Origin of the sequence: Pannonibacter indicus (assembly GCF_001418225.1) — a bacterium.
Lineage (GTDB): Bacteria > Pseudomonadota > Alphaproteobacteria > Rhizobiales > Stappiaceae > Pannonibacter > Pannonibacter indicus.
Genome location: NZ_LIPT01000009.1, coordinates 44438 through 68610 on the forward strand (window position 1 = coordinate 44438; position 24173 = coordinate 68610).

At 63.7% G+C, this 24173-nt stretch carries 22 protein-coding genes; 7 read left to right on the top strand and 15 right to left on the bottom strand.

The annotated features are described in order from the left end of the window. Nucleotide 1: 1 nt before the first annotated feature. Nucleotides 2-1213: an amino acid ABC transporter permease gene (locus ASC48_RS13495; protein ID WP_055456270.1), complete on the bottom strand. Its 1212-nt coding sequence runs from the start codon at nt 1211-1213 to the stop codon at nt 2-4. Between the two features lie 220 nt (nt 1214-1433). Next, complete coding sequence (locus ASC48_RS13500; RefSeq protein WP_409844234.1) at nt 1434-2432, bottom strand: amino acid ABC transporter substrate-binding protein; 999 nt, start codon at nt 2430-2432, stop codon at nt 1434-1436. A gap of 310 nt (nt 2433-2742) precedes the next feature. Between ASC48_RS13500 and metC the strand changes: the two genes are divergently transcribed. Continuing rightward, nucleotides 2743-3909, top strand: a complete 1167-nt coding sequence (gene metC / locus ASC48_RS13505; protein ID WP_055456272.1) for a cystathionine beta-lyase — start codon at nt 2743-2745, stop codon at nt 3907-3909. Between the two features lie 86 nt (nt 3910-3995). Here metC and ASC48_RS13510 read toward each other — a convergent pair whose 3' ends face one another. From ASC48_RS13510 to ASC48_RS13530, 5 genes are read right to left on the bottom strand one after another with little or no spacing between them, the layout of a single operon-like run. Continuing rightward, the gene (locus ASC48_RS13510; RefSeq protein WP_055456273.1) at nt 3996-4304 is read right to left on the bottom strand and encodes a DUF4387 family protein; all 309 of its coding nucleotides are present in this window, start codon (nt 4302-4304) and stop codon (nt 3996-3998) included. Between the two features lies 1 nt (nt 4305). Next, entirely contained in the window at nt 4306-5658 is a 1353-nt protein-coding gene (locus tag ASC48_RS13515) for an acyclic terpene utilization AtuA family protein (protein ID WP_055456274.1), read from the bottom strand. Nucleotides 5659-5661: 3 nt separating this feature from the next. Then, nucleotides 5662-7203 carry a tripartite tricarboxylate transporter permease gene (locus ASC48_RS13520; RefSeq protein ID WP_055456275.1) on the bottom strand — a complete coding sequence of 514 codons (1542 nt, stop codon included), beginning with the start codon at nt 7201-7203 and terminating at the stop codon, nt 5662-5664. A gap of 12 nt (nt 7204-7215) precedes the next feature. Continuing rightward, nucleotides 7216-7656 (bottom strand): tripartite tricarboxylate transporter TctB family protein, encoded by a 441-nt coding sequence (locus ASC48_RS13525; RefSeq protein WP_055456276.1) that lies wholly within the window; start codon nt 7654-7656, stop codon nt 7216-7218. Beyond that, entirely contained in the window at nt 7656-8621 is a 966-nt protein-coding gene (locus ASC48_RS13530; RefSeq protein WP_055456277.1) for a Bug family tripartite tricarboxylate transporter substrate binding protein, read from the bottom strand. The genes ASC48_RS13525 and ASC48_RS13530 overlap by 1 nt, the downstream gene beginning before the upstream one ends. A 126-nt stretch (nt 8622-8747) precedes the next feature. Here ASC48_RS13530 and ASC48_RS13535 point away from each other — a divergent pair, with 126 nt between their 5' ends. The 3 genes from ASC48_RS13535 (at nt 8748) to ASC48_RS13545 (ending at nt 11940) form a co-directional block, all read left to right on the top strand. Then, nucleotides 8748-9413, top strand: a complete 666-nt coding sequence (locus tag ASC48_RS13535) for a response regulator transcription factor (RefSeq protein ID WP_055456278.1) — start codon at nt 8748-8750, stop codon at nt 9411-9413. Beyond that, entirely contained in the window at nt 9410-10849 is a 1440-nt protein-coding gene (locus tag ASC48_RS13540) for a sensor histidine kinase (protein WP_072242613.1), read from the top strand. Before ASC48_RS13535 ends, ASC48_RS13540 begins: the two co-directional genes overlap by 4 nt. Nucleotides 10850-10965: 116 nt before the next feature. Next, the gene (locus ASC48_RS13545; RefSeq protein ID WP_055456280.1) at nt 10966-11940 is read left to right on the top strand and encodes an ABC transporter substrate-binding protein; all 975 of its coding nucleotides are present in this window, start codon (nt 10966-10968) and stop codon (nt 11938-11940) included. Between the two features lie 7 nt (nt 11941-11947). Here ASC48_RS13545 and ASC48_RS13550 read toward each other — a convergent pair whose 3' ends face one another. The 3 genes from ASC48_RS13550 to ASC48_RS13560 all read right to left on the bottom strand — a co-directional run bounded on the left by ASC48_RS13550 (nt 11948) and on the right by ASC48_RS13560 (nt 14605). Next, nucleotides 11948-12358 (bottom strand): hypothetical protein, encoded by a 411-nt coding sequence (locus ASC48_RS13550; RefSeq protein WP_055456281.1) that lies wholly within the window; start codon nt 12356-12358, stop codon nt 11948-11950. A 101-nt stretch (nt 12359-12459) separates the two neighbouring features. After that, nucleotides 12460-14319: a sodium:solute symporter family protein gene (locus ASC48_RS13555; protein WP_055456282.1), complete on the bottom strand. Its 1860-nt coding sequence runs from the start codon at nt 14317-14319 to the stop codon at nt 12460-12462. A 13-nt stretch (nt 14320-14332) separates the two neighbouring features. After that, the gene (locus ASC48_RS13560; RefSeq protein WP_055456283.1) at nt 14333-14605 is read right to left on the bottom strand and encodes a DUF4212 domain-containing protein; all 273 of its coding nucleotides are present in this window, start codon (nt 14603-14605) and stop codon (nt 14333-14335) included. A 246-nt stretch (nt 14606-14851) separates the two neighbouring features. Between ASC48_RS13560 and ASC48_RS13565 the strand changes: the two genes are divergently transcribed. The 3 genes from ASC48_RS13565 to ASC48_RS13575 all read left to right on the top strand — a co-directional run bounded on the left by ASC48_RS13565 (nt 14852) and on the right by ASC48_RS13575 (nt 18968). Next, entirely contained in the window at nt 14852-15481 is a 630-nt protein-coding gene (locus ASC48_RS13565) for a hypothetical protein (protein WP_055456284.1), read from the top strand. Continuing rightward, a complete protein-coding gene (locus ASC48_RS13570; protein ID WP_055456285.1) occupies nt 15478-17625 on the top strand; it encodes a DUF294 nucleotidyltransferase-like domain-containing protein in 2148 nt (715 codons plus the stop codon). The genes ASC48_RS13565 and ASC48_RS13570 overlap by 4 nt, the downstream gene beginning before the upstream one ends. Before the next feature lie 131 nt (nt 17626-17756). Beyond that, a complete protein-coding gene (locus ASC48_RS13575) occupies nt 17757-18968 on the top strand; it encodes an MFS transporter (RefSeq protein WP_244270058.1) in 1212 nt (403 codons plus the stop codon). Between the two features lie 18 nt (nt 18969-18986). Here ASC48_RS13575 and ASC48_RS13580 read toward each other — a convergent pair whose 3' ends face one another. From ASC48_RS13580 to ASC48_RS13600, 5 genes are all read right to left on the bottom strand, one after another. Beyond that, complete coding sequence (locus ASC48_RS13580) at nt 18987-19913, bottom strand: NAD(P)H-dependent flavin oxidoreductase (protein WP_055456287.1); 927 nt, start codon at nt 19911-19913, stop codon at nt 18987-18989. 80 nt (nt 19914-19993) lie between these two features. After that, on the bottom strand, nt 19994-21145 hold the full coding sequence (nagA, locus tag ASC48_RS13585) for an N-acetylglucosamine-6-phosphate deacetylase (protein WP_055456288.1): 1152 nt from the start codon (nt 21143-21145) through the stop codon (nt 19994-19996). After that, a complete protein-coding gene (locus tag ASC48_RS13590) occupies nt 21145-22173 on the bottom strand; it encodes an SIS domain-containing protein (RefSeq protein ID WP_208975720.1) in 1029 nt (342 codons plus the stop codon). Before ASC48_RS13590 ends, nagA begins: the two co-directional genes overlap by 1 nt. Beyond that, complete coding sequence (locus ASC48_RS13595) at nt 22173-22913, bottom strand: GntR family transcriptional regulator (protein WP_055456290.1); 741 nt, start codon at nt 22911-22913, stop codon at nt 22173-22175. The genes ASC48_RS13590 and ASC48_RS13595 overlap by 1 nt, the downstream gene beginning before the upstream one ends. Then, complete coding sequence (locus ASC48_RS13600; RefSeq protein WP_055456291.1) at nt 22906-23778, bottom strand: glucosamine kinase nucleotide-binding domain-containing protein; 873 nt, start codon at nt 23776-23778, stop codon at nt 22906-22908. Before ASC48_RS13600 ends, ASC48_RS13595 begins: the two co-directional genes overlap by 8 nt. Between the last annotated feature and the right edge of the window lie 395 nt (nt 23779-24173).

Below are 24173 nucleotides of genomic sequence, written 5' to 3' on the forward strand. Positions count from 1 at the left end.
CTTACCGCTCCACCAAAGCCATCTTCTGGTTATACCAGTTCATGAAGGCCGATGTGATCAGGCTGAGCGAAAGATAGACCGCCATCCAGATCGCAATAACCTCGATCGCCTGGCCGGTCTGGTTCAGCACCGTTCCGCCAAGGGACACGAGGTCGGGAAAGCCGATCGCAACCGCGAGCGAAGAGTTCTTCGTCAGATTGAGATACTGGCTGGTGAGCGGCGGAATGATCACGCGCATGGCCTGCGGGATGATCACCAGCCGGAGGGTCGGCCCATTGCGCAGGCCCAGGGCATTGGCTGCCTCGGTCTGGCCGTGGCTGACCGCCTGAATGCCGGCACGCACGATTTCTGCAATGAAGGCCGACGTATAGATCGACAGCGCCACCGTGAGGGCCAGGAACTCCGGGATCAGCGTCATGCCGGTGCCGAGCGTGAAGCCCCGCTGCAACAGCGGCCCTGTGTCGTTGAAGACCGGATGGCTGAACGAAACGGGCATGCCCGATGCCAGATAAGCCACCAGCGGCAGGGCGATGATCAGGCCGAGAGCCGTGAGGAACACCGGAAACTGCTGCCCCGTCGCCTCCTGGCGCTTGCGGGCCCATGTCTTGATCACTGCAACGGCGGCAATGGCAATCAGCAGGGCAATGCCGATCGCCGAGGAGCCCGGCTCGAACACCGGCTTGGGCAGCCAGAGCCCTGCGATGTTCAGATGGATTGTATCAAACAGCGACCATCTGTCCCGCTTGTCCGGAACGGAGCGCAGAACGGCGAAGTACCAGAAGAAGATCTGCAGCAGCAGCGGTATGTTGCGCAGAACTTCCACATACCAGTAGGCCAGCTTCGAAATCACCCAGTTCTTAGACAGGCGGGCGACACCGATCATGAAGCCAAGGATGGTCGCGCAGAGAATGCCGATGACGGCAACGAGCAGCGTGTTCAGGAAGCCCACCAGCAGGGCGTCCCCGAAAGTGGAGGTCTCAGAATAGTTGATCAGGCTCTGGGATGTGCCAAATCCTGCAATCCGGTCAAGAAATCCGAAGCCCGATGCGATTTTCTGGCGCTGGAGATTGGCGATCGTGTTCGTCACGATCACATAGCCAACGGTCACGATGACCGAGACCAGCAGCAACTGAAAGAAAATACCTCGAACATGCGGGTCGTTGACCAGCGACCCTCTTGAAGAGGATGCTGCGCCGTTATCCCGTGTTGTCATATTGCCTCGCCAACCAAAGACGCACCGGTGCTCTTGTAGCGGCACCTGTGATGCGTTGCCGTTCTCCAGACCCCGTCGACAGAGAAACGGCCGTTTTCCCCTGATGCCGGCCGCTGCATTTTGCAGTCTTTGCCAGCACCGTCATTACGCAAGTCCCGGCCAGCTTGCACCGGCCGGGACGCATTTGCGGAACCTTAAAAGGCCCCATCAAGTCTTGCGCTTAGCGGACCGGCGGAGCGTACTGCAGTCCCCCCTTCGACCACAGGGCGTTCAGGCCGCGGGCGATGCCCAACGGGGTATCCGGGCCGACGTTGCGGTCGAAGGCCTCACCGTAGTTGCCCACGCCCTTGACGATCTTGACGACCCAGTCGTTCTCGACGCCCAGCTGCTTGCCGTAATCGCCTTCAACGCCAAGCAGACGCTTGATTTCCGGGTTGTCGGAGGACTTCATCTCTTCGACGTTGGCCGAGGTGATGCCCAGCTCTTCCGCGTTGATCATGGCATAGAGGCTCCACTTCACCAGATCGAACCACTGGTCGTCGCCGTGACGGACCACCGGGCCAAGCGGCTCCTTGGAGATGATTTCCGGCAGCACGATGTGGTCGGCCGGGTTGGCGAGCTTCAGGCGCTCGGCGTAGAGACCGGAAGCGTCGGTGCTGAACACGTCGCAGCGGCCGGCGTCATAGGCCATGATCACTTCGTCGGCCTTTTCGAAGGCCACGACTTCATACGGCATGTTGTTGGAGCGGAAGTAGTCGGCGATGTTCAGCTCGGTCGTGGTGCCGGTCTGGGTGCAGACCGAAGCGCCGGACAGTTCCAGAGCGGAGGTCACGCCGAGCGACTTGCGCACCAGGAAGCCCTGACCGTCATAATAGGTCACGCCGGTGAAGTTCAGGCCGAGCGAGGTGTCGCGCGAAGAGGTCCAGGTGGTGTTGCGCGACAGGATATCGATTTCGCCGGACTGCAGGGCGGTGAAACGCTCCTTGGCGCTCAGCGGGGAATACTTGACCTTGTCAGCGTCGCCGAAAATGGCGGCTGCAACGGCGCGGCAGATGTCGACGTCGAGGCCGCTCCAGTTGCCCTGTGCATCCGGATTGGAGAAGCCCGGCAGACCTTGGCTCACACCGCACTGGACAAAACCCTTGGCCTTGACGTCGTCAAGCGTCGCTGCAGACGCAGAGGTCGCAGCAGCCGCAGCGACGGTCGCGCCGAGCATCATGGGAATGAATTTCGCTTTCATGGATTTGCAGCCTTTTTTGTTACCCATCTGTGTTTTGCATCAGGACCCGGATGTTCCGCATGCGCTTTTTCCAGCTGCTGGACCCCCTGCCCGGCCGTGCCGGGCTCCAGTCCTCCCTCACGCAAAACGCGAAGTCGGAATAGCGCCGCTACCCGAGCCCCAATGTGGCCATTCGATGGCATTTGACGCGACGGGTCAAGAGGCCGCAGAGTGGTAAAACGATTATTTCATCGTGATACCCGCCCCTCTTCCACCTCCCGCTGCATAGAAGGTCAACACGAGTAACAAAATGGCAGAGATTGATCAGAAACTGGACACCGTGCTCGTTCACGCAGGCCGGCATCCGGATGACTTTCAAGGATTCGTGAACCCGCCGGTGGTCCATGCCTCCACCGTCCTTTTTCCCAATGTCGAGGCGATGGCACCGGGTGCGCAGAAATATTCCTATGGCCGCCGCGGTACACCCACGACCGAGGCCCTGGAAGAGGCCATCGCCGCCATCGAGGGGGCAGCCGGCGCCAAGCTTGCCACATCCGGTCTCAATGCGATTTCCCTTGCCTGCCTCTCCTGCCTGAAGGCTGGCGACCACTTCCTTGTGGCAGACACGGTCTATGGTCCCACGCGGCATTTCTGCGACGCCATCCTGCCGCGCTACGGCATCGAGGTGGAGTATTTCGAACCCTGGGCCGGCGAGGGAATCAAGAAGCGGTTCAAGGCCAATACGAAGGCGGTCTTTCTTGAAGCCCCCGGCTCACTCACCTTCGAGATGCAGGACGTGCCGGCCCTTGCCGCTGCTGCGCGCGAAATTGATGCTTTCGTGCTCATGGACAACACCTGGGCGACGCCGGTGTTCTTCCAGCCGCTGGCCCATGGAGTCGACCTGTCTATCCAGGCAGGCACCAAATATATCGTTGGCCACTCGGACGTGATGATCGGCACGGTGGCAGCAAGCGCAAGGGCCTGGCCGGGCCTCCTAAACTTGCACGGTAACCTTGGCCTGCATGTGGGACCGGATGATGTCTATCTCGCCCTGCGCGGCCTCAGGACCATGTCGGTTCGTCTTGAACGGCACATGCGCAACGCGCTGGAGGTGGCGAACTGGCTGGCGGAGCAGAGCTGCGTGGCCGCGATCCGCTACCCAGCTCTGCCGCAGGATCCCGGCCATGCCCTGTGGAAGCGGGATTTCAAGGGCGCCTGCGGGCTCTTCGCCTTTGATTTTACGCCGGACGTCACGGAGAAGCAGGCGGTCACTTTCCTCAATGCGCTGAAGCTGTTCGGCCTTGGCTATTCCTGGGGCGGCTTTGAAAGCCTGGCCATCCCGGTGAAGCTCAAAGGCCTGCGCACGGCTGGAACGCCGGTGCCGCTCAGCCAGTGCGTGCGCCTGCATATCGGCCTTGAAGACACGCGTGACCTGATTGCCGACCTGGCGCAGGCCATGGCGGCGATGAAGGCCTGATTCAGAATCGAGCGGTTGCCGCGATCTGGCGGCAACCGCTCCTTCTTGCAGCAAATGGAGGTGGACCGGCCGGCAGGAAGCCCCGCTCAGGCGATCTTCACATCCGCCTCTTCCAGCAGCACCGCCCATTGCGCGCCGTGCATGTCGCGGTCATTCGCGCTGCCCTGCACCACCGGGCGCGGGAAGCTGAACTTGATGACCGACAGATCCTCGATATCGAAGCGCTTCAGCAGCTGGGGTTCGGTGTGAAACAGCGCCGCCACATCCGCCGTCTTCAACGACGGCACAATCCGCTTGAACACCTCGCCGGAGCCGCAGAACACGTCGACGGTCACCCAGAAGGGACCGGCATTCTTGGAACGGACCTTCAGGACAGTATCACCCAGACGCGCCATCTCAGATCTCCGTCACGTCAATGCGGAAAGCGGACATGGGGTCGTCCAGTTCCAGCACATGGTTGAGGGCAAACTCGTAGAGCGCGCCGCGGTCCGACTGGGCCGGAGAATAGGGAAACGCAAACGTCGGCAGTTCCTCGTTGTCCGTCAGCGGATAATGCAGCACGAAGGGATTGATGAGCTTGCCGATTTCAGAGGCAACCGCCTGCGTTTCAGCGGTCACGATACCCAGAACGCCGATCTCGACCGGATCGCCCTTGCGGTTTTCCATGGCCCCCAGCGCGCTGTCCACGCCGATGAGGCGGAACTGCAGGTCATAGGCGCCCGGCTCCAGCCCCATGCGCGAGCGGATTTCGCGGGTGAGGAAACCGGTCAGCCGCTCCACCCAGGCACGGGCCTCGCGCACATAACGGTCATTGCGCAAAATGGCCATGATGGTGGTCTGGTAGCCAGCCACACGGGCTCCCTCCAGCTTCACCGTATATTGCCCCTCGACCCAGCGCGACCCCTCGACCCGCACCCTCCGCTCATCCAGCGCTGTGTAGCGCGAACCGCGCACATCGAGATAGCCGCCCGGCTCATAGAGCTGATAAGGATCGGAATTCTCGTAAAGCATATGGGCGGAAACGGAATGGGGCGTGCAGGCGGCATTGTCCGCCAGCGGCTCAACCGTAAAACCATCCTTGTCGAAGTCCACCATGATCACGCCGGAGGTGGGATTGGTGGAGCAGAGCGCGCCGCATTCGGCGATCTTTGCCCCATGCCAGGCCCCGCCCGGATGTTCACCGCGGGCAAGCGGCAGCGCGCAGATGGTCGCCGTGTCGGTGGTGCGCCCTGCGATGACGATATCGGCACCGGTCTCAAGCGCGGCCTGGATCTGCTCGGCACCGGCCAGCGCCACGATGTTGGAGAGCGATCCGATCAGATCCGCGGAAATCTCCGGCGCCGGGGTCAGCGGCTGGATGCGGCCCTCTGCCAGCGCCTTGAGGATGCGCTCTTTCGGCTGGGAGGAATAGACCCGTGCGATCTTGAGGCTCTGACCAAGTTCGGCCGCCAGTTCGCAGGTGATCTCATACATCCAGTCCACGGTTGCATCGGCACCGCAGGTGCCGGCCGTGCCGATGACGAGAGGAACGCCCGCCTCGGCGCGGGCCTTCATCAGCTCGCGCCATTCGGCCTTGGTGGCGGCGCGGGAGTATTTTGAGACCCCCGCCCCGAGTGAAAAGGGGCCACTGTCGGTGGAACCGCCATCAATGCAGATGATGTCGGGGCGGAGACGCACGCCGCGAGCCAGCGCCTCCCGGTCAAACCCCAGTCCGAGGACGCCTGAAGGCACCAGCACGCGGGTGGTCATGTCTTAGTCCTTGTCTGCCGCTGCTGCGTCAGCAACGGCCGTTTCACTGTCCGGCAGCGGCTTCTTGAGGAAGCGGCGCAGGAAGATGGGGGCAACGAAGCCCAGCACGGCCGCAGTCCAGAGGCCAATGGCAATGCCCGAAGAGAACAGGTAAGTCCAGTCCCCATCCGACAGCACCATGGCGCGGCGCAGGTTGTCTTCCATCTGGTTGCCCAGCAGGATGCCCAGGATCACCGGCACGGTGGGGATGTCCAGCTTGCGCAGTATGTAGCCCAGGGCACCGAAGGCAACCATCATCAGCATGTCGAAGGACGAGCCGGTCAGCGAGAAGATGCCGACGAAGGCAATCATCGTCACGCCGGGCAGCAGGATGTAGCTCGGCACCGACAGGATCCGCACGAAGATCTTCACCATCGGGATGTTGAGGACCAGGAGCACGAAGTTGCCGATGAAGAGCGAGGCGATCAGGCCCCAGACGATTTCCGGACGATCCGTGAAGAGCAGCGGCCCCGGCGTGATGTTGAGCGTCAGCAGCAGGGCCAGCAGCACCGCCGTGGTGCCGGAGCCCGGAACGCCGAGGGTCAGCATCGGAATCAGCGCGCCACCGGCAGCGGCGTTGTTGCCCGCTTCGGGTGCGGCGATGCCCTTCGGATTGCCGGTGCCGAAGGTGTGCTTGTCCTTGGCAATGGCCTTTTCGCCGGCATAGGCAAGGAAAGAGCCAAGGGAGGCACCCGCGCCCGGCAGCACGCCGGCCATGAAGCCGATGACAGTCGACCGCAGCATGGTCCAGCGGGTCAGCCAGATATCCGCCCACGGAATCCGGGTGGACCCGAGCTTCACACCGATGGCGCTGTTCTTGCCGTGGCTCTCGATGAAGAAGAAGATTTCCGAGACGGCAAAGAGCCCGACGATGGCGACTAGGAAATCGATACCATCCATCAGATGCAGCTCACCAAAGGTGAAGCGCGGCATGCCCGTGGTCTTGTCCAGGCCGATCATGGCGATGCCCAGCCCCATGGCAGCGGCAAGGGCTGCCTTGGCCTGGTTGTTCGACCCCAGACCGCCGAGCGTGCAGAACGCCAGCAGATAGAGGGCGAAATACTCCGCCGGACCAAACTGGAAGGCCACGCGTGCAAGCAGCGGCGACATGACCATCAGGCCAACGGTGGCGAGGAAAGCGCCCACGAAGGAGGCCACGGCCGAAATCACCAGCGCATCCCCTGCCCGGCCCTTGCGGGCCATGGGGTAGCCGTCCAGCGTGGTCATCATCGCCGGCTCGTCACCGGGGATATTGAGCAGGATCGACGAAATGCGCCCGCCATACATGCAGCCGTAATAGACCGAGGTCAGCAGCACCAGCGCCGGCATGGCGTCAAGGCCGAGCGTGAAGGAGATCGGGATCAGCAGCGCGACGCCGTTTGAGGGGCCAAGGCCCGGCAGCGCACCAATGATGGTGCCGAGGAAGCAGCCGACGATCGCCAGAAACAGCGTGGTCGGCGTCAGCGCCACGGAGAATCCGAGCGCCAGATTAGACAGGATATCCATGATGTTGTCCCCTCACCCAAGCAACCCGCGCGGAAACGCCACGAGGCCGAGACCGAGCACGAACTTGAAGAGTGTAAAGAGGCCAATGGAAAGCCCTGCGCCGGTCAGGAGTGCCGGGACCGGCCGGGGCTCGATCTGATAGCTGATGATGCCGGCAACGATGACGGTCGGAATGATGAAACCGAGCGGGCGGATCATCATTGCATAGCCAATCAGCAGAAGCAGCGTGAAACCCAGCTTTGCGAGCATCAGGCCATAGGGCCACTCGACGTCCGGGTCCGGACGCAGCATCATCGTAAGGGAGGCGAGAATGGTCACGCCGCCGATCATATAGGGAAAAATCCGCGGACCGATCGGGTCCGAGATGAAGCTGGTCTCAATCTGTGTGGCACTGGAGAGATACCCCAGCGCCACGAGGATCATGACCAGACCAAAGATCCGGTCACCCTTCATTACTTGATGATCCCGATCTCACGGGAAATCTCCTGGATTTCCGCGATGTTGTTGGCAACCCAGCCTTCGAACTCGGCGCCGATCAGGGCGTAGGGAGCAAGCCCGTTGTCAGCCATGACCTTCTTCCACTGCTCGGACTCGGCGACCTTCTGCAGGCGGCCGGCCCAGACGTTGAACTCTTCGTCGGAGATGCCCTTCGGGACATAGAAGCCGCGCCAGTTCATGGCCACGAGGTCCAGGCCCTGCTCCTTGGCCGTCGGAACGTCCGGGAACGCCTCGACCCGCTCCTCGGCAAAGACGGCCAGCGCACGCACATCACCGGACTTGATAAAACCGGAGATCTCCGAGATATCGCCGGTCATCGCAGCGGTAAAGCCGCCCACGGTCTGAGTAATGGCATCAGCGCCGCCATCCACACCGATGTACTTGATGGCGCGTGCGTCGGTGAAGCCGGCACGTTCCATCATCATCAGCACCTTGAGATGGTCGAAGCCGCCCACGGCCGAGCCGCCTGCGAAAGCGTTCTTGGCGGGATTGGCCTTCACAGCCTCGATCAGATCATTGAGGGTCTGATAGGGGCTGTCCTTTGCCACGACGATGACACCGGCATCGCCGCCAAGGGTGCCGAGCCAGCGGACCTGATCAGCCGTCATGCCTGCAAAGGCGTTCTGGGCAAGACGGGTGGTCGTTGCCGAGGAAGCGGCCACGAGGAGGTCGGCATCCGTGTCACGCTGCCCCACGACATGGGTGTAGGCCACACCGCCACCGGCACCGGCCATGTTGGTGACCTGGATGGGGTTCGGCACAACGCCGATCTCATACATGATCTGGGAGACCTGACGGCAGGTGAAGTCCCAGCCGCCGCCGGGGTTTGCCGGTGCAATGCATTCCGTCGCCGCAGCAACGGTGGACATGCCAGCACCGATCATGACGCTGAGTGCGAGCGCCTTAAGCGTAGTTTTCATCCCTGGTTCTCCTCCCTGGGGCATTGGTATCAGTCCGCAAGGCCGATCCGGACCTCTTGCGCCCGGCCATAGTTTCGTCCAAACCTGACACAAACCTGTCACAGGTGTAAATTCTGGGGGAAGGCCTTGCGGTTCCTGCTCATTGAGGACAATGGCGACCTTGCGCGTTCTGTTCGCGAGCGCCTGACGCTGGAGGGCCATGCCGTCGATCACGCCCCGGATCTCGAAACCGCGAGGTCCTGTCTGGCGTCAGCCGATTACGATCTCATCCTTCTCGATATCATGCTGCCTGATGGAGATGGCCGGGCATTTCTCGCAGCACAGCGCCAGAAAGGCGATTCGACACCGGTGATTGTGATGACGGCACGGTCCGCCGTTTCCGACCGCGTGGGCACGCTCGACATGGGCGCCGATGACTACATCACCAAGCCTTTCGACTTCACAGAACTGGAAGCCCGGTGCCGGGCGGTTCTGCGCCGCCGCGGCGGTACGCCCAATGCGCAGCAGCGCTTTGCCGATGTGGTGTTCGATCCGATGGCCGGCCAGGTGATCGTTGCGGGCGAGAGCCGGGAACTGCGCAGCCGCGAACTGCGGCTTTTCGAGGTTTTCCTGGCCGCGCCCGGGCGCATCCTGTCAAAGGACCATCTGTGTGACCGGCTGTTCTCCTATTCCGAACCGGTCACGGACAATGCCATCGAGGTCTATGTGGGCCGTCTTCGTAAAAAACTTCAGGGCAGCACAGTGCGCATAGAGACCCTGCGCGGCCTTGGCTACCGGCTTACAGGCACATGAGCACACACGCGGATGGGCGGCACACCGGCGATGCGCCCCGACCGCCCTATTCCCCATCCCTGCGGCGCCGGCTGATCACACAATTGCTGGGCCTTTCCGCATTTTTGGCCATTTCCCTGTTCTTTGCCGTCCGCATCAGTTCCGAACAGGCCTCGGAAGCAACTCTTGACGGCATTCTGGGCGCAGCGACCACGGCCATTGCCGAGGAAGTGCGCAGCGTCGATGGCGGCCCGCAGGTGGAACTGCCCTCCGGCACTTTCTCCATCCTCTCGGCCATGGGCGAGGAACGGATCTTCTACCGGATCATGATCGGCGGGCGCGATCTGACGGGCTACGAGGATCTGCCTGCTCCCGCAAAGGCCCCCTCTTCGCTGGAGCCGGTGTTCTATACCGCCCTCTACCGCGATGCCGAGCTGCGTATCGCGGCTGTCGCTCGCAATCTGGTGATTGACGAGGGGCCGGTCCGGCTGCTGGTCATGATCGGGCAGACACGGGAAGCGCAGAATGCCATTGCCGCGCGGCTTGCCAACCGGGCAGCCGCGCTTGGCCTTGCCGTGTTTCTCGCCGCCATTCCCCTGTCGCTGCTGGCAGCCTCGCGCCTGCTGCGGCCCATCGAAAAGCTCGCCGCAGCCATGGAGCGTCGCGGCCCGCGTGACCTGCGTCCAGTGCGCCACCCTGCCCCGGCCGAGCTTGTGCCGCTGATCTCTGCACTCAACAGCTTCATCACGCGCCTGCGCGGCACGCTGGCACAGACGGAAACCTTCATTGCCGAGGCCGCCCATCACATCCGCACACCGCTGGCCACCATCCGCAGCGAAGCGGAACTGGCCTTGCGCCTTGCTTCCGATGAAGCCATGCGCCAGCGCATGCGCGGCCTCATCCGTGCCGTTGACGAGGGCTCCCGCTCGACCGGCCAGTTGCTGGACCATGCGACCGTCGCCTACCGCGCCGGCCAGCAGAGCTTCAGCGAGATCGACCTCGGCCGGGTGACCGCTGCACTGGCCGAGCGCTACCGGACGGCGGCGGATCTCAAGGATATTCACATCCGGCTGTCTTGTCCGGAAGAACCGCTGATCACCTTTGGCGACGCAGTGCTGCTGGAGGCCGCCATCCGCAATCTCATCGATAATGCCATCAAGTATTCTCCGCCGGACACGGACATTCACCTGACGCTGCAACGGAAGAACGAGAGGGCCGAACTGACCTGCCGCGACCACGGGCGGGGCCTTGACGGCCAGAGCGGCGGCACTCTCTCCGGCCGTTTCCAGCGCGGCACCAATGTCGATGACGTGATAGGCTCGGGCCTCGGCCTGACCATTGTCAGCGAGGCGGCGGCTGTCATGGAGGGCCAGTTCAGCCTGGAGGCCGCCGAGGGAGGCGGCGCGATCGCAACGCTGCAGCTGCCGCTTCTGGCGCAGCAGGAGGAAAGATCATGACAGCTGTCCCTGATGCTGCGGCTTCCCGCGATGAGCTCAAGCGCCTTATGAGAACAGGACTGCAACTCCTTGCGGTGGCAACAATCTTTCTAATGCCGCCTAATCAGGCTCAGGCGATGACCATCGAAGCGGAGCGCAGGTTCGGACCGGCCTCGGCGCCCAATGAAATCCGCATCGTCTCAAGCACGGACATCGAGGTGTTCCAGCCGGTGATCGAGGGCTATGTCCGTGCGCACCCCGCTGTGGCGATCCACTATATCGTCTCGCCCAGCCAGGGGCTTTACGATGCGGTGGCGACGGAACAGGAGAGGTTTGATCTGGTCATCTCTTCCGCGATGGATCTGCAGATGAAACTGGCAAATGATGGCCTCGCGCAGCCGCTGCACGAGGAGATCATAGCCGCCCGTCCGCCCTGGGCGCGCTGGCAGGACCGGCTGGTTGGCGTGGCGCAGGAGCCGGCCGTCGTGCTCCTGGCTGACGAAGCCCTGGCGGGCGGTCTGCCCCTGCCGGGCACCCGGCGGGACCTGATCAACCTGCTGCGCGACAATCCGGAGCGCTTCCGCGGGCGCATCGGAACCTATGATCCGGCCGTTGCGGGCGTCGGCTATATGTTCGCGGCTCAGGACGCCCGCATGAGCGACACCTTCTGGCGCCTTGCCGAGGTGATGGGCCGGCTCGACGCAAAGCTCTATTGCTGTTCGGGCGAGATGATCACGGATGTGCAGACGGAAAAGATTCTCATGGCCTACAATGTGCTGGGCAGCTACCTGCCGCGTGACAAGATGGAACGCGAAGGCTTCGAGGTGATCGAACTGCAGGATTTCACCATCACTCTGCTGCGCACGGCGCTGGTGCCTGCCAACGCGCGCCAGCCGGGCCTCGCGCAGGACTTCCTCGCCTTTCTCGTCTCGCCCGAAGGCCAGAGCCTGCTGACCGAGCGGACCGGGCTGCCGCCGATTGATCCCGGCGTCTATGCCGAGCGCCCGCATCTGCGCCCCATCCGCCTGGATCCCGGCCTGCTGGCCCAGCTCGACAAGCTGACGCGCGCCCGCTTTCTGGAGGAATGGAACGCGGCCATGGAACAGCCCTGAGGCTGCCTCAGCCCCCGAAGAGCGAGGCAATCGTCAGATAGGCCGGGATGAAGAGCGGCGGCAGGCCGAAGAAGGCATCGCCGAACAGCACGATTTTCAGGAAGAAGAACAGAAACGCCGCATAGAGCGCCGCGGCAAAGGGCATCAGAAAGCCCGGCGTGATCGGAGCCACCAGAGCCAGAAACGGATTGGTGACCTTTCGCAGCACCACGAAGAAGGTGATCTCGCGCTCGCCGAATACAAACTCCAGCAGCCCCCTGGCAAACAGGAATGCGGCAATCGCCGACAGGGCGTAGGTGCCCCCGAGATAGACGGCAACGATGCCGGGCGCCCCGCCGGCCAGAAAGGTGAAGACCGCCAGAAGATAGGTGCCGGTCAGATAGAGGACGCCGTTAAGGGCGGTTGCCTGCTGCTGCATGAGTGCTTCCCGATTCTCCTGCGTCCTGCCGCAAAGGCGAGCGGCAGAGACGAAAAAGGCGCAGGGTCCAAAGACCCTGCGCCATCTTCTCTTTTGGCAGATCAGTGCCCTGCGACCATCATGGTACCGCCTTTCGGCAGACGCAAGCGGTCAACGAAGTCCTGCATCTCCTGGCTGGGGGCAGGCGTGACCAGCGACACCACATAGGTGACGACGAAGGCCACCGGCACACCGAAGATACCAGCCGAGATGGCCTTGACGCCAAACCAGCTGATCTCGTCGCCCGTGCCCTTGACGAAGTCAAAGCCGTACACGTTGCCGATCAGGTAGTACATGGTGACGCCGAAACCGGCGATCATGCCCAGAATGCCGCCCAGATTGGTCGCGCGCTTCCACCAGACTCCCAGCACCAGCGGCGCAAAGAGCCCCGCAGCGGCGATTGAGAAGGCCCATGCCACCATGGACAGGATGTCCGACGGTTTGGTGCGTGCCAGGAAGGCAGCGGCCAGAGCGACGGCGACAAGAAGGATCTTGGAGATCATCAGGCGGCGCTTTGCGTCGGCCTTCGGATCGATCATCTTGTAGTAGACGTCGTGGGACAGGGCGTTGGCGATGGCGAGCAGCAGGCCATCGGCGGTCGACAGGGCTGCAGCAAAGCCGCCGGCACCGACGAGACCGACAACCCACACCGGCATGCCGGCAATCGACGGGGTCGAGAGCACGATCATGTCGTTGTTGAGCTTCAGTTCGCCATAGGGGAAGCCATTGGCAAAGCCCTTGGCCTCGCAGGCCGCCTGAATGGCCGCGACCGTTTCAGCTTTCACGCCGCAGATCGTCACCAGCTGGTGGCCGGCGATCGAACCCCATTCCAGCATCCACGCCGGGATGGCGGAATAGGCGAGCTGATACTGTGCTTCCGCCCCTGCCCCGACGAAGAGACCCATCAGGTTGAACTTCGAGAAGGCAGCGTAGGCCGGTGCCGTGAAGTACAGCAGGAAGATGAAGAACAGCGACCAGCCCACCGACTTGCGTGCTTCACGCACCGTCGGTGTCGTGAAGAAGCGCATGAGGATATGCGGCAGAGAGGCCGTTCCGACCATCAGACAGAAGATCAGGCTGAAGTAGTCGAGCGGCGTCAGGTTGACGAAGGGTGCCACGTGCGCTTTGGCAACGCCAAGGAGCGCCTCGTATTCGGCAATCTGGGTCAGGGCGCCGCCATAGGTGAGCTGCGGCAGCGGAATGCCGAACTGCACCGTCGACATCCAAATCGCCGGAAGCAGATAGGCCACGATCAGCACGATGTACTGGGCCACCTGCGTCCAGGTCACAGCCTTCATGCCGCCCAGCATGGAGCAGACGAGAATGCCGGCAAGGCCTGCAAACACCGCGATACCGAAATCGATACCGAGGAACTGAGAGGCGATGATGCCGGAGGCATAGACCTGTGCGGTGATGTAGGTGAAAGAGCAGGCGAACAGCACGACGATGCCGACGAGGCGGGCCGCGTTGCCGCCGTAGCGGGTGCCGAGAAAGTCCGGAACCGTGTAGGCGCCGAACTTGCGCAGGTAGGGTGCCAGAAGCACAGCCACCAGCACGTAACCGCCGGTCCAGCCCAGAACATAGGCAAGACCGTCATAGCCCAGCACGAAGAGCGTGCCGGCCATCCCGACGAAGCTGGCGCCGGACATCCAGTCGGCGCCGGTCGCCATGCCGTTGTAGATGGCCGGAACGGAGCGCCCGGCAACGTAATATTCCGAGACCTGCGCCGTTCGCGACATGATGCCGATGAAGGCATAGATGCCGATGGTCGCCGCCATGTAGCTCCACATGATGAAGCGGTCGGGAACACCCAGCGCCTCGAAAATGGCCATCAGGAAGACGAAGAACGCAAAGCCGCCGACATAGACCGAATAGATCTTGCCGAGGTTGTCGGTGAAGTCACCTTTCATGCTCAATGCCATGGTGCAGCCCCCCTCAGTCTTCGGCGACGCCGAATTCCTCGTCGATGGCGTTCTGGCGGCTTGAGAACCAGAAGATCAGCACGACGAAGATGATGAGCGAGCCCTGCGCAGCCATGTAGAAGCCGAGCGGGAACCCAAGGATCACGACGCTGTTCAGCGGCGTTACGAAGATGTGGATCAGGAAGCTGAAGACAGCCCAGATCGCAAGCGTGGTCCACATGAGACCGCGTGTCTTGCTCCAGTGGGCTGCTGCAACTTCCGGCGGCAGCTTGTCGGTCAAGGTCATTCCTCCCGTAAACGCATCAGGGGCCGCAACAGCCAGCATGCCGGCACGGCCCGTTCCCCCCACGCAATATTCCCCTAGACTAAAGTCTAATACTTCAAGCTTTTCGCAAGAGCAGCAATTTTCTATATTGCAGTGCGGAGATACTTGCACCTTGAGACTATTCCCTTCACACTCATCATGTGAAGTTATCCTAAAGACTAATTCAGCAGGCAAACAATAGCTGAAACATGGGAGGATCACATTCAAGTGCTTGATTTAATTGGATCCATCCTGCCGAGACGGCAGCGTTCAGACTGGGCTTCCGCTGTGGAAGCCATCCGGGCAGGCGCCGCCTTCCTGGCGCAAGGCGCCAGCTACTCCTACTTGCGGGCCCGTTCGCTGCTGGCAGGGCCGAAACTTTTCCAGGATGCGGATTTCGGATTCGCGCTGCAGATCTGCAAATGGGAAGGCTTTGCCGTTGCAGCGCAGGATATCATCCTGATCATCGAGGCGGAGGTGCGCCCCCTGCTGCCGGCGCCGCCGCAGGAGCGGGCAGCCATCCTGTCCCGCCTCTACCGCGAGGTGCTGGCCAGCGAAGACCTGCCGGAGCACCGCAAGGACCGGGGCTGGGGAGATGTGGAAGCAGAGTTTGACGCCCGGCTTGCCCACCTGATGGACAAGACGCCGCTCTCGCCCGACGCCATCACCACGGCGACGGCGCTGCGGCTGCTGCAGCATGCCCCCATCACCGATGATGTGCGCGCAGCGGACAAGATGATGGTGGTCAACAACGTGGCCTTCCGCTTCATTGATTACCAGGCCTCCTTGCGCAAGCGGATCGACCTTGCAGCCTTTGCCCGCCAGCTCTGCGCCCTCGCCGGGGAGAAGGCCGCTTGAAGCAGCCCGTCAGTCCGGTCACGCCGCTCATCGCACTCAACACCGTGGTCCTCGACACCGAGACCACGGGGCTGGACGTGCGCTCCGACCGGGTGGTGCAGATCGGGGCCGTCCGGCTCTATGGCCGGGAGATCCAGGACGAGGCGGTCTTCAACGTCATCGTTGACCCCCATATGCCGATCCCCGATGTGGCCCGGCGCATCCATGGCCTGTCTGATGCGGATGTGTCCGGAAAGCCGGGGATTGCCGAGGTTCTGCCGCAACTGGCCGCCTTCATCGGCGATGCGGTGGTGGTGGGTCATTCCATCCATTTCGACCTGGCCATTCTGCGCCACGAGGCGGACCGGCACGGGGTAAAATGGACAGAGCCCAAGGCGCTCGATGTGGCGCTGATGGTGGCGGGCCTCGACCGCTCCCTCATTGACACCTCGCTGGACAGCCTTGCCCTCAGTCTCGGCATTGCCATCGAGGGCCGCCACACGGCGCTGGGCGATGCGATGGCGACAGCCCGTGTCTATGCGGGCCTGCAGAACCGGCTGCTGGCCAGCGGCATCCGCACGCTGGCGGAGGCCGAAAACCTCTGCCGCAAGCCGCAAAGCCTGATTGCCCGCCAGGAGGAAGCGGGCTGGTTTGACCGGCCGCGCGAACAGCACGACTTCTCCCGCCTCGCCCTGAGACAGGGCACCCAGCGGGCTATCGACAGCTATCTTTACCGCAACCGGCTGGGCGACGTGATGAGCAGCCCGCCAATTTCGATCAGCGAGACCGCCGATCTGCACAGTGCCGCCCAGCTGATGGCGGCCTGCCACATTGGCTGCCTGATCGTGACGCGGGAGGCCGGAGAGCCGGGCATCCTGAGCGAACGCGACGTGCTGCATGCGCTGGCGGCGCGCGGTGCGGAGGCGGGCAAGCTGAAGGTTGGCGCCCTGATGAGCTTTCCGGTGATCAGCGCCCCGGCCGACACCTTTCTCTACCGCGCCCTCGGGCTGATGGCCCGCAAGAACCTGCGCTATCTCGGGGTGAGCGATGACGGTGGACGTCTGGCCGGCATTTTCACCCTGCGCACGCTCCTGCGCGAGCGGGCGCTGGCGACACTCACCGTGGGCGACGAGATCGCCATGGCCGGGCGCCCGCGCGATCTGGCCAAGGTGCAATCCGCCCTGCCCACTCTGGCGGCCGGGCTTCTCGCCGACGGGCAGGATGCGCGGCAGGTCTGCGCCATCATCTCGGCCGAGAACAAGGCCATGACCGCCCGCGCCGCCGAAATAGCCGAGGCCGAGCTGGAGGCTGCCGGGGCGGGCCCTGCCCCCGCCGCCTATGCGGTGCTGATGCTGGGCTCCGGCGGGCGCGGGGAAAGCATGCTGGCCCCCGATCAGGACAATGCCCTGCTGATTGCCGATGACTACAATGGCGACCTGACCTCGCCCGATGACTGGTTCTTCCGCTTTGCCACACGGCTGAACGAGATCCTTGACCGGGCGGGCATTCCCTACTGCAAGGGCGGTGTGATGGCGCGCAACATCCAGTGGCGCCGGCGCCTGGGAGAATGGCAGCACCAGGTGGAGGAATGGGCCCATCACCCTTCTCCGCAGGCGCTGCTCAATGTGGATATTTTCTACGACTTCACCCCCGCCCATGTGTCCGGCAGCACCGGCGCGCGACTGGCGGAAACCCTGCGCCATTTTGCGGCGGATACCGCGCGCGGCTCGCTTGCGCTGGTCAGGGCCCTGGGCGAAACCGCCGCCTCGCATGCCCCGCCGCTGGGCCTCTTCGGGCGCATCCGCAAGGATGATCAGGGGCGGGTCGATCTCAAGTCCGGCGGGCTTCTGCCCATTGTCGCCGGGGCCCGGGCGATTGCGCTGCGCCACGGGGTGACGGCCCTTTCCACGCCCGAGCGTATCCTGCAGGCCGCACATCACGCCGGGCGGTCGCAGGCGGACGCGGAAATCCTCGCCAATATCCACGGCTTCCTCATCCGCCTGATCCTCACCCAGCAGATCAACGATCTGGAAGCGGGCATCGCGCCGTGCAACCGGGTGGAAGTTGCGCGGCTGAACCACCGGGATCAGGACGAGCTGCGCGAAGCTCTCGGGCGCATCGACCTCATCACCCACATGCTGCGCGACCTGCTGCAGGGGATCTGAGTTTTACAGCCGCCCCTGGCTCTGAAGAGAGGTGACGCCGGCATGGACCGCTGTCATGCTGGCGAAACAGGACTCGGCTATTCGCGGCTCTCATGAAAATATCGCCCTCGACCCTTGGTCTGGGTGTTTCCATGACCATCGGTTACGGAACGCTCTATTACTCCTTCTCCGTTCTGGCACCCGAAATAGCCCGTGCGTTCCGCTGGACGGAGAGTTTCGTCTTTGCGATCTTCTCGGCCGGGCTGCTGGCCGGGGCCGTGTCCGCCCCGGTCATCGGCCGGATGATCGACACATATGGCGCCCGGCCGGTGATGAGCCTCGGGTCTGTCTTTGCGGCGCTGACCCTTGCCCTGATTTCCGTGATGGAAAACGCTTGGCAATTCATCGTCATCGCACTGCTCGCCGAATTCGTGGCCATTGCCGTGCAATATGATGCAGGCTTTGCGGCTCTTGCACAGCGTTATGGCCGCAATGCCCGGGCCGAAATCACTCTTGTCACCCTGATCGCGGGCTTTGCCTCCACCCTGTTCTGGCCGCTGCTCCAGTGGCTGCTGACGCTGATGAGCTGGCGGGAGGTCTATCTGGTGCTGGCCGCGATGAACCTCGTCATCGCACTGCCGATTCACCTGACCATGCCGAAGGGAAGACAGGGGCCGAAGGGAAGACAGGGGCCGAAGGGAAGACAGGGCCAGCCGGACCGGCCGGAGCCGTCGGCCTCCTCTGCCTCTCCCCGGACTTCGCAGGTCTCGCAGGCGCGCCCTCCACGGCCGGATCCCCGCCCGATGGCGCTTCTGGCCATCAGTTTTGCCAGCGGCGGCTTCGTCATGTCCGCCGTCGGAGCGGCGCTGCTGGTGCTGCTGGGGGACCTGGGCTTTGCAACGGCGACGGCCATCGCGGCCGCCAGTTGCATCGGCCCTTCGCAGGTCGCCGCCCGTTTGATTGAATATCTCCGGCGCAATCTGTTTTCACCGCCAGCGACCGCCGTCATCGCCGCCCTCGCCCTGACGCTGGGGCTTGTGCTTCTCGCCGGAACCGTGTTCGCGCCGGCGCCTGTCCTGCTCTTTGCCTTTGCCATCACCTATGGGGCCGGCCAGGGCCTCACATCCATCGTCCGGGGCATGCTGCCGCTGCATTATTTCGGGCCGGAAGGCTATGGACGGCGCACCGGCACCCTCTCAGGCATCCGCATGGTTCTGTCCGCAGCGGCGCCCTTTACCGTGATCTTCCTGAAGGAGCAGCTTGGCACCTCCGCCGCCCTTGCCGCCCTCGTGCTGGCAGCGCTCATTTCCACGGTGTCGGTGCTGGCGCTGGTCCGCCTCATGGCGAAAGCCGAGCCAATCTGAACTGCAGTACAGAGCCCGTCAGCCGGCGATCATCTGTTTCGCCTCGTCATATTCGCGGATCAGCCGCGCCACGAGGTCCCCGGCAGGCAGAATGTCGTGGATGCCGCCGGTGCCCTGCCCGGCGGACCAGACGGTCTTCCAGGCCTTGGCTTCATGCTCGAGGTTCATCTTGCCAGCCTGCGGCAGGTTGTCGGGATCAAGCCCGGCGCGGATGATGCTGGGCTTGAGGAAATTGGCATTCACGCCGCTGATGGCGGGGGTGTAGAGAATGTCGCTGGCATCGCTTTCGACGATCATGTTCTTGAAGTCCGGCTCGATCATCGCCTCCTGCGTTGCCAGAAAGCGGGTGCCGAGATAGGCCATGTCCGCGCCCATGGCGCGGGCCGCAAGCACTTGCGCACCAGTATTGATGGCACCGGCCAGCACCAGCGTGCCGGACCAGACAGAGCGGATTTCGGAAATCAGCGCGAAGGGATTGAGGGTGCCTGCATGGCCGCCCGCGCCGCAGGCAACCGCGATAATGCCATCCACCCCGGCCGCCGCCGCCTTTTCCGCGTGCCGTGCGTTGATCACGTCATGGAAGACGAGCCCGCCATAGGAATGCACCGCATCCACCACGTCCTTCACCGCCCCCAGCGAGGTTATGACCAGCGGCACCTTGTGCTCCACCGTCTTTGCCAGATCCACTTCGACGCGGGAGTTGGACCGGTGGACGATGAGGTTGATGCCGAAGGGCGCAGCGCCTTCCACGCCATCGAGCCGCGAGGCGATTTCCTCCAGCCAGGCGGCATAGCCTTCCGTTGTGCGCTGGTTCAGCGCCGGAAACGTGCCGATCATACCGCCCTTGCAGGTTTCCACCACCAGATCGGGGCCGGACGCCAGAAACATGGGCGAGGCAATCGCCGGGATCTTGAGACGGCCCTGGAGACTTGCGGGCAACGGCATGGCAGCACCTTTCGCATCAGATGGGAGAGCGAGAGTGCTGCGGATTTCCGTTTACGTCAAGGGAATGACAGCGCCCCAGCCTACTCCCTTTGGAGGAGAGCCCCGCCATGCCAGACGGCGGCAAGGCTGAGATCATCCGTCAGATGCAGCACATCGGCGCGGCGTCCTGCCGCAAGCACACCATGGATGCTGCCAAGCCCCGCCACTTTTGCCGGACGGCTCGTGACCATGGCCAGCAGCGTTTCAAGCGGCAAGTCCGTGTATGACTTAAGATAGCGCAGCGCCTGCGGCAGGCTCACATCGGCGCCAGCCAGAGTGCCGTCCTCCAGCGTCAGCCGGCCTTCACGGCGCAGAATCTTGCGCCCGCCGAGAGTGAAACCGTCAAGATCCGTTCCTGCCACCGCCATGGCGTCCGTCACCAGAAACAGCCCTTCGTCCTGCTTCGCCGCAAGGGCGATGCGCAGGGCCGGCGCGCTGACGTGGATGCCATCGGCAATGATACCGGCCGCCACTGGCCGGTCCAGCACGGCCCCCACCAGCCCTGGCGCCCGGTTGCCAAGCTGACTCATGGCATTGAACAGATGCGTGGCGCAGGTGACCCCATGGTCGAAGGCCGAAAGCGCCGTCTCATAGGCGCAATCGCTGTGGCCGATGCTGAGGATGGCACCGGCTTCCTTCAGCCGGACGATCTGGTCCATGCGCACCGCTTCCGGCGCAATGGTGATCATCAACACCGGCAGATGACGGGCGGCATGGCACAGAAGCTCAAGATCAGCGTCATCCATGGGGCGGATCAGCGCTGCATCATGAGCGCCCTTGCGCCGCACATCGAGATGCGGGCCTTCCAGATGCATGCCAAGAAAGCCGGGGAGCTGTTTCTGCGCCGCACGGATGCCGGTTTCAATCACCGCCCGTGTGGCCTCCCGCGTATCCGTGATCAGTGTCGGCAGCAGGCCCGCAGTGCCCAGATGCCGGTGGGCATCGAGAATGCGGGTCAGCTTGCCCTCGTCCACCGAGCCATCCAGCATCACCCCGCCGCCGCCATTGACCTGCAGATCGAGGAAGCCGGGGGAGAGGATACCGCCGGGCAGTTCCACATGGGAGCCATCCAGCGCCCGCGCTTCTGCCTCGGGGGCCAGCGCCTCGATTGCTTCACCGGAAAGGACAAGGCTCATCCCCTCCCGCAGGCGGGTGCCGTCGAAAATCCGGGCGCCGTGAAGAACTGTCCGCATCACTGCGTTTCCGTGACCTTGTTGAGATGGGGCGGCACATCCGGATTGAAGCCGCGCCGGAGGGCAAAGCCTTCCACAAACCGGTAGAAGGCGGCAATTTGCAGCAGCGGCGCAGTCAGCGGATGCACCCCATCCAGAACCGGCAGGCGGTTGCAGCCGGGCGCATCAAAGCCGGTTGCGAACACATCCGCCCCCTGCCCTGCCAGCCGCTCTGCCGTTGCCCGCGCATGGGGCAGCGCCGCATCATCAACCCCAAGAGCCAGCACCGGGAAGCGGCCGCTGGCAATCGCCGCCGGGCCGTGCAAAACCTCGGCCGAGCTGTAGGATTCGGCGTGAAGGCCAGAGGTCTCCTTGAACTTGAGAGCCATTTCATTGGCAATGGCAAGGAGAGGCCCGCGGCCCAGCACATAGAGCGACTGCGCCCGCACCAGACGGCCGGACAGGGGCGTCCAGTCCAGTTGCAGCGCGGCGGCAAGCTGCTCCGGCAGGCGGGTGACCGCCTCCCGCAAAGCTGCATCTTCCTGCCATTCGGCCAGAAGGGCGAGGCCTGCCAGAACGGAGTTGACGTAGGTCTTGGTGGCGGCGACGCTCTTCTCCGGTCCCGCGCAGATTGGCAAGGAATGATCCGCCGTGTCCGCCATGGGCGAGGCGGCATCATTGGTGATGGCGATGGTCAGCGCCCCGCCCCCGCCCGCCCGGCGCAGCATCTCGACGATATCCGGGCTGCGGCCCGACTGGGAAATGCCGATGGCCGCCGCCGCCCTCAGACGCAAGGTGCGTCCATAGATGGACGCGATGGATGGCCCGGCCGAGGCCACCGCCAGCCCGGCCTGCAGTTCCACCGCATATTTCAGGTAGGATGCGGCGTGATCGGACGAGCCGCGCGCCACGGTGACGAGAAAATCCGGATCCCGCTGCCGCAGCGCCGCTGCAGCCGCTGCAATGCTGTCACTGGCTTCACGCAGGAAACGCTCGGCGGCTACGGGGATTTCGGCGACCTCGCGGGCCATGTGGGTCGTGCTGGTCATCATTCGTCTCCCGCCTTCAGTTCAACGGCAAAATCATAGGAATCGCCCCGGAACAGGGAGCGGGTGAATTCCACCGCCTTGCCGCCGGGCAAATAAGCCACGCGCTCGATCTTCAGTCCTGCCGCGCCGGGCGCCATCTGCAACAGGTCAGCCTCCGCCGCCGTCAGGTTCACCGCCGACATGCGCTGCACGGCACGGACGGGCAGAAGATCGCGGGCGCGCAAGTAAGCATAGAGCGAGCCGCCCATGACTGACGGGTCCGGCAGAACTTCGGCGGAAAGAACCGATCGCTCCAGCGCCATCGGCATGCCCCCGGACCAGCGCACACGCTCGATCCGCGCCACCTGCTCCGCCGCGCCCAGCCCCAGCGCCATCATTTCTTCAGGCGCAGCCGGGCCAGTTGCGGCGGAGAGGATCTGCGAGCTGGAATCGCGCCCGCGCCGGGCCATGTCGGCGGAAAAGGACGTGAGCTGCGACAGGCCCATCTCGAACCGCTCCACCGGGCGGGCCACATAGGTGCCCGAGCCGCGCCGCTGCACCAGGAGCCCCTGACGCACCAGTTCGGCAATGGCGCGCCGTACGGTCACGCGGCTGAGGCCGGTGCGCGCGGCAATTTCCCGCTCTGCCGGCAAGCCGTCACCGGGCACAAGCCTGCCCTGCCGGATTGCCGCCTCAATCCGCCCCTGCAGCACAGCGTAAAGCGGCCCCGCTCCGGCAACGGGTGAGAAGACGTCATCCATGTGCCGCCAGATCCTCCGACGCCATCCACATGGCCCCATCCAGTGCTGAACCCAGCGGCTCGGCCTGCGGCCATTCACCCGCCAGCGCCGCTGCATAGGTGGGCCCCAGTCCACCCAGAAACACTACAGGCACCTCGCCGCCCTGCTGCAGCAGGGCAATCGCGGCGCGAACCTCAGCCACACCGGCCGCCAGCACTGCCTCTGCCGCCGGGTCTCCCGCCCGCGCTGCCGCCAGAATGAGCGGCACCAGCGCAGCAAATTCGTCCGGGCGCATTGAGGGCGCGTTGCGGACAATCGCCTGCGCCCCGCCGCCATGTTCCAGAATGTCCCGCAGGAAGGGCGTGATGAGGTGGAAGCCGTCGATGGCTTTCAGCGCCCGCAGCACCGCATGGCGGCCGAGCCAGGAGCCGCCGCCCTCGTCGCCCATCACGTAAAAGCCCCAGCCGCCCACCTGCCGGATGACGCCCTGCCGCTGCACGGCGAAGATGGAGCCGGTGCCGATGGCCGCCAGAATGCCATCGCCGCACCTGAGCGCGCCCCTTATCGCGGCTATGCCGTCATTGACGACGCGGACAGTCGTGAAGGGCAGCCGCTCCCGCAGGGCATCCGCCGCCGCAGGCACGCCGCCCCCGGCCACACCCAGCACGGCACAGACCGGCAGCGGCGCCTCTGCATCCATCACACTCCGGCCCAGCACAGGCGCCAGCAGTGTATCAACAGCCGCCAGAATATTGGCGCGGGCCTGTTCCGGATTGCTGACGATGTTCGCCGGCCCGCCGGAGGCTTCCCCCAGCACCGTGCCATCCCCCGCCGCCAGCCGCACCCGGCACCCGGTTCCGCCTCCATCCACGCCCAGAAGATACATGCTGCCGCCTCCAGATATGATGCAGCTGATATAATACCAAAATAAGACCAAATGCAAGGTAGGGAGGTGTTCTCCGATAATTGGCGAACCCGGCAGTCGATGGACCATCAGTGCCAGCCGGAGAGCAGCCAGAGACCTCTCCATCCGGTATCCCCTCTCCATCATCATCCCGGACGGAGCGTAGCGCGAGCCGGGACCGGTGAGCAAAAGCTTAATTTTTCAAAGGATTAAAGCAGGCGAGAGGCCTTGGCTCTCCGGTCCCGGATCTCTGCTTCGCTCCGTCCGGGATGACGATGGAGAGGAAACAGGGCAGATGAAATGCCGCAAAGCAGAGCTCCAGACACCCCGGCGATCCGCGTAGTTTCTCACATCCTGCTCATTCCGGTCTCTACCAA

What these genes read in the sequence shown, in the direction of transcription:
- ASC48_RS13495 (WP_055456270.1), bottom strand. Translation starts at nt 1,213, where the DNA reads ATGACAACACGGGATAACGGCGCAGCATCCTCTTCAAGAGGGTCGCTG.
- ASC48_RS13595 (WP_055456290.1), bottom strand. Translation starts at nt 22,913, where the DNA reads ATGGATGACGTCTTCTCACCCGTTGCCGGAGCGGGGCCGCTTTACGCT.
- nagA (WP_055456288.1), bottom strand. Translation starts at nt 21,145, where the DNA reads ATGCGGACAGTTCTTCACGGCGCCCGGATTTTCGACGGCACCCGCCTG.
- ASC48_RS13530 (WP_055456277.1), bottom strand. Translation starts at nt 8,621, where the DNA reads ATGAAAACTACGCTTAAGGCGCTCGCACTCAGCGTCATGATCGGTGCT.
- ASC48_RS13580 (WP_055456287.1), bottom strand. Translation starts at nt 19,913, where the DNA reads ATGCCGTTGCCCGCAAGTCTCCAGGGCCGTCTCAAGATCCCGGCGATT.
- ASC48_RS13510 (WP_055456273.1), bottom strand. Translation starts at nt 4,304, where the DNA reads ATGGCGCGTCTGGGTGATACTGTCCTGAAGGTCCGTTCCAAGAATGCC.
- ASC48_RS13545 (WP_055456280.1), top strand. Translation starts at nt 10,966, where the DNA reads ATGACCATCGAAGCGGAGCGCAGGTTCGGACCGGCCTCGGCGCCCAAT.
- ASC48_RS13525 (WP_055456276.1), bottom strand. Translation starts at nt 7,656, where the DNA reads ATGAAGGGTGACCGGATCTTTGGTCTGGTCATGATCCTCGTGGCGCTG.
- ASC48_RS13540 (WP_072242613.1), top strand. Translation starts at nt 9,410, where the DNA reads ATGAGCACACACGCGGATGGGCGGCACACCGGCGATGCGCCCCGACCG.
- ASC48_RS13555 (WP_055456282.1), bottom strand. Translation starts at nt 14,319, where the DNA reads ATGGCATTGAGCATGAAAGGTGACTTCACCGACAACCTCGGCAAGATC.
- ASC48_RS13590 (WP_208975720.1), bottom strand. Translation starts at nt 22,173, where the DNA reads ATGACCAGCACGACCCACATGGCCCGCGAGGTCGCCGAAATCCCCGTA.
- ASC48_RS13500 (WP_409844234.1), bottom strand. Translation starts at nt 2,432, where the DNA reads ATGATGCTCGGCGCGACCGTCGCTGCGGCTGCTGCGACCTCTGCGTCT.
- ASC48_RS13600 (WP_055456291.1), bottom strand. Translation starts at nt 23,778, where the DNA reads ATGTATCTTCTGGGCGTGGATGGAGGCGGAACCGGGTGCCGGGTGCGG.
- ASC48_RS13520 (WP_055456275.1), bottom strand. Translation starts at nt 7,203, where the DNA reads ATGGATATCCTGTCTAATCTGGCGCTCGGATTCTCCGTGGCGCTGACG.
- ASC48_RS13550 (WP_055456281.1), bottom strand. Translation starts at nt 12,358, where the DNA reads ATGCAGCAGCAGGCAACCGCCCTTAACGGCGTCCTCTATCTGACCGGC.
- ASC48_RS13560 (WP_055456283.1), bottom strand. Translation starts at nt 14,605, where the DNA reads ATGACCTTGACCGACAAGCTGCCGCCGGAAGTTGCAGCAGCCCACTGG.
- metC (WP_055456272.1), top strand. Translation starts at nt 2,743, where the DNA reads ATGGCAGAGATTGATCAGAAACTGGACACCGTGCTCGTTCACGCAGGC.
- ASC48_RS13515 (WP_055456274.1), bottom strand. Translation starts at nt 5,658, where the DNA reads ATGACCACCCGCGTGCTGGTGCCTTCAGGCGTCCTCGGACTGGGGTTT.
- ASC48_RS13575 (WP_244270058.1), top strand. Translation starts at nt 17,757, where the DNA reads ATGACCATCGGTTACGGAACGCTCTATTACTCCTTCTCCGTTCTGGCA.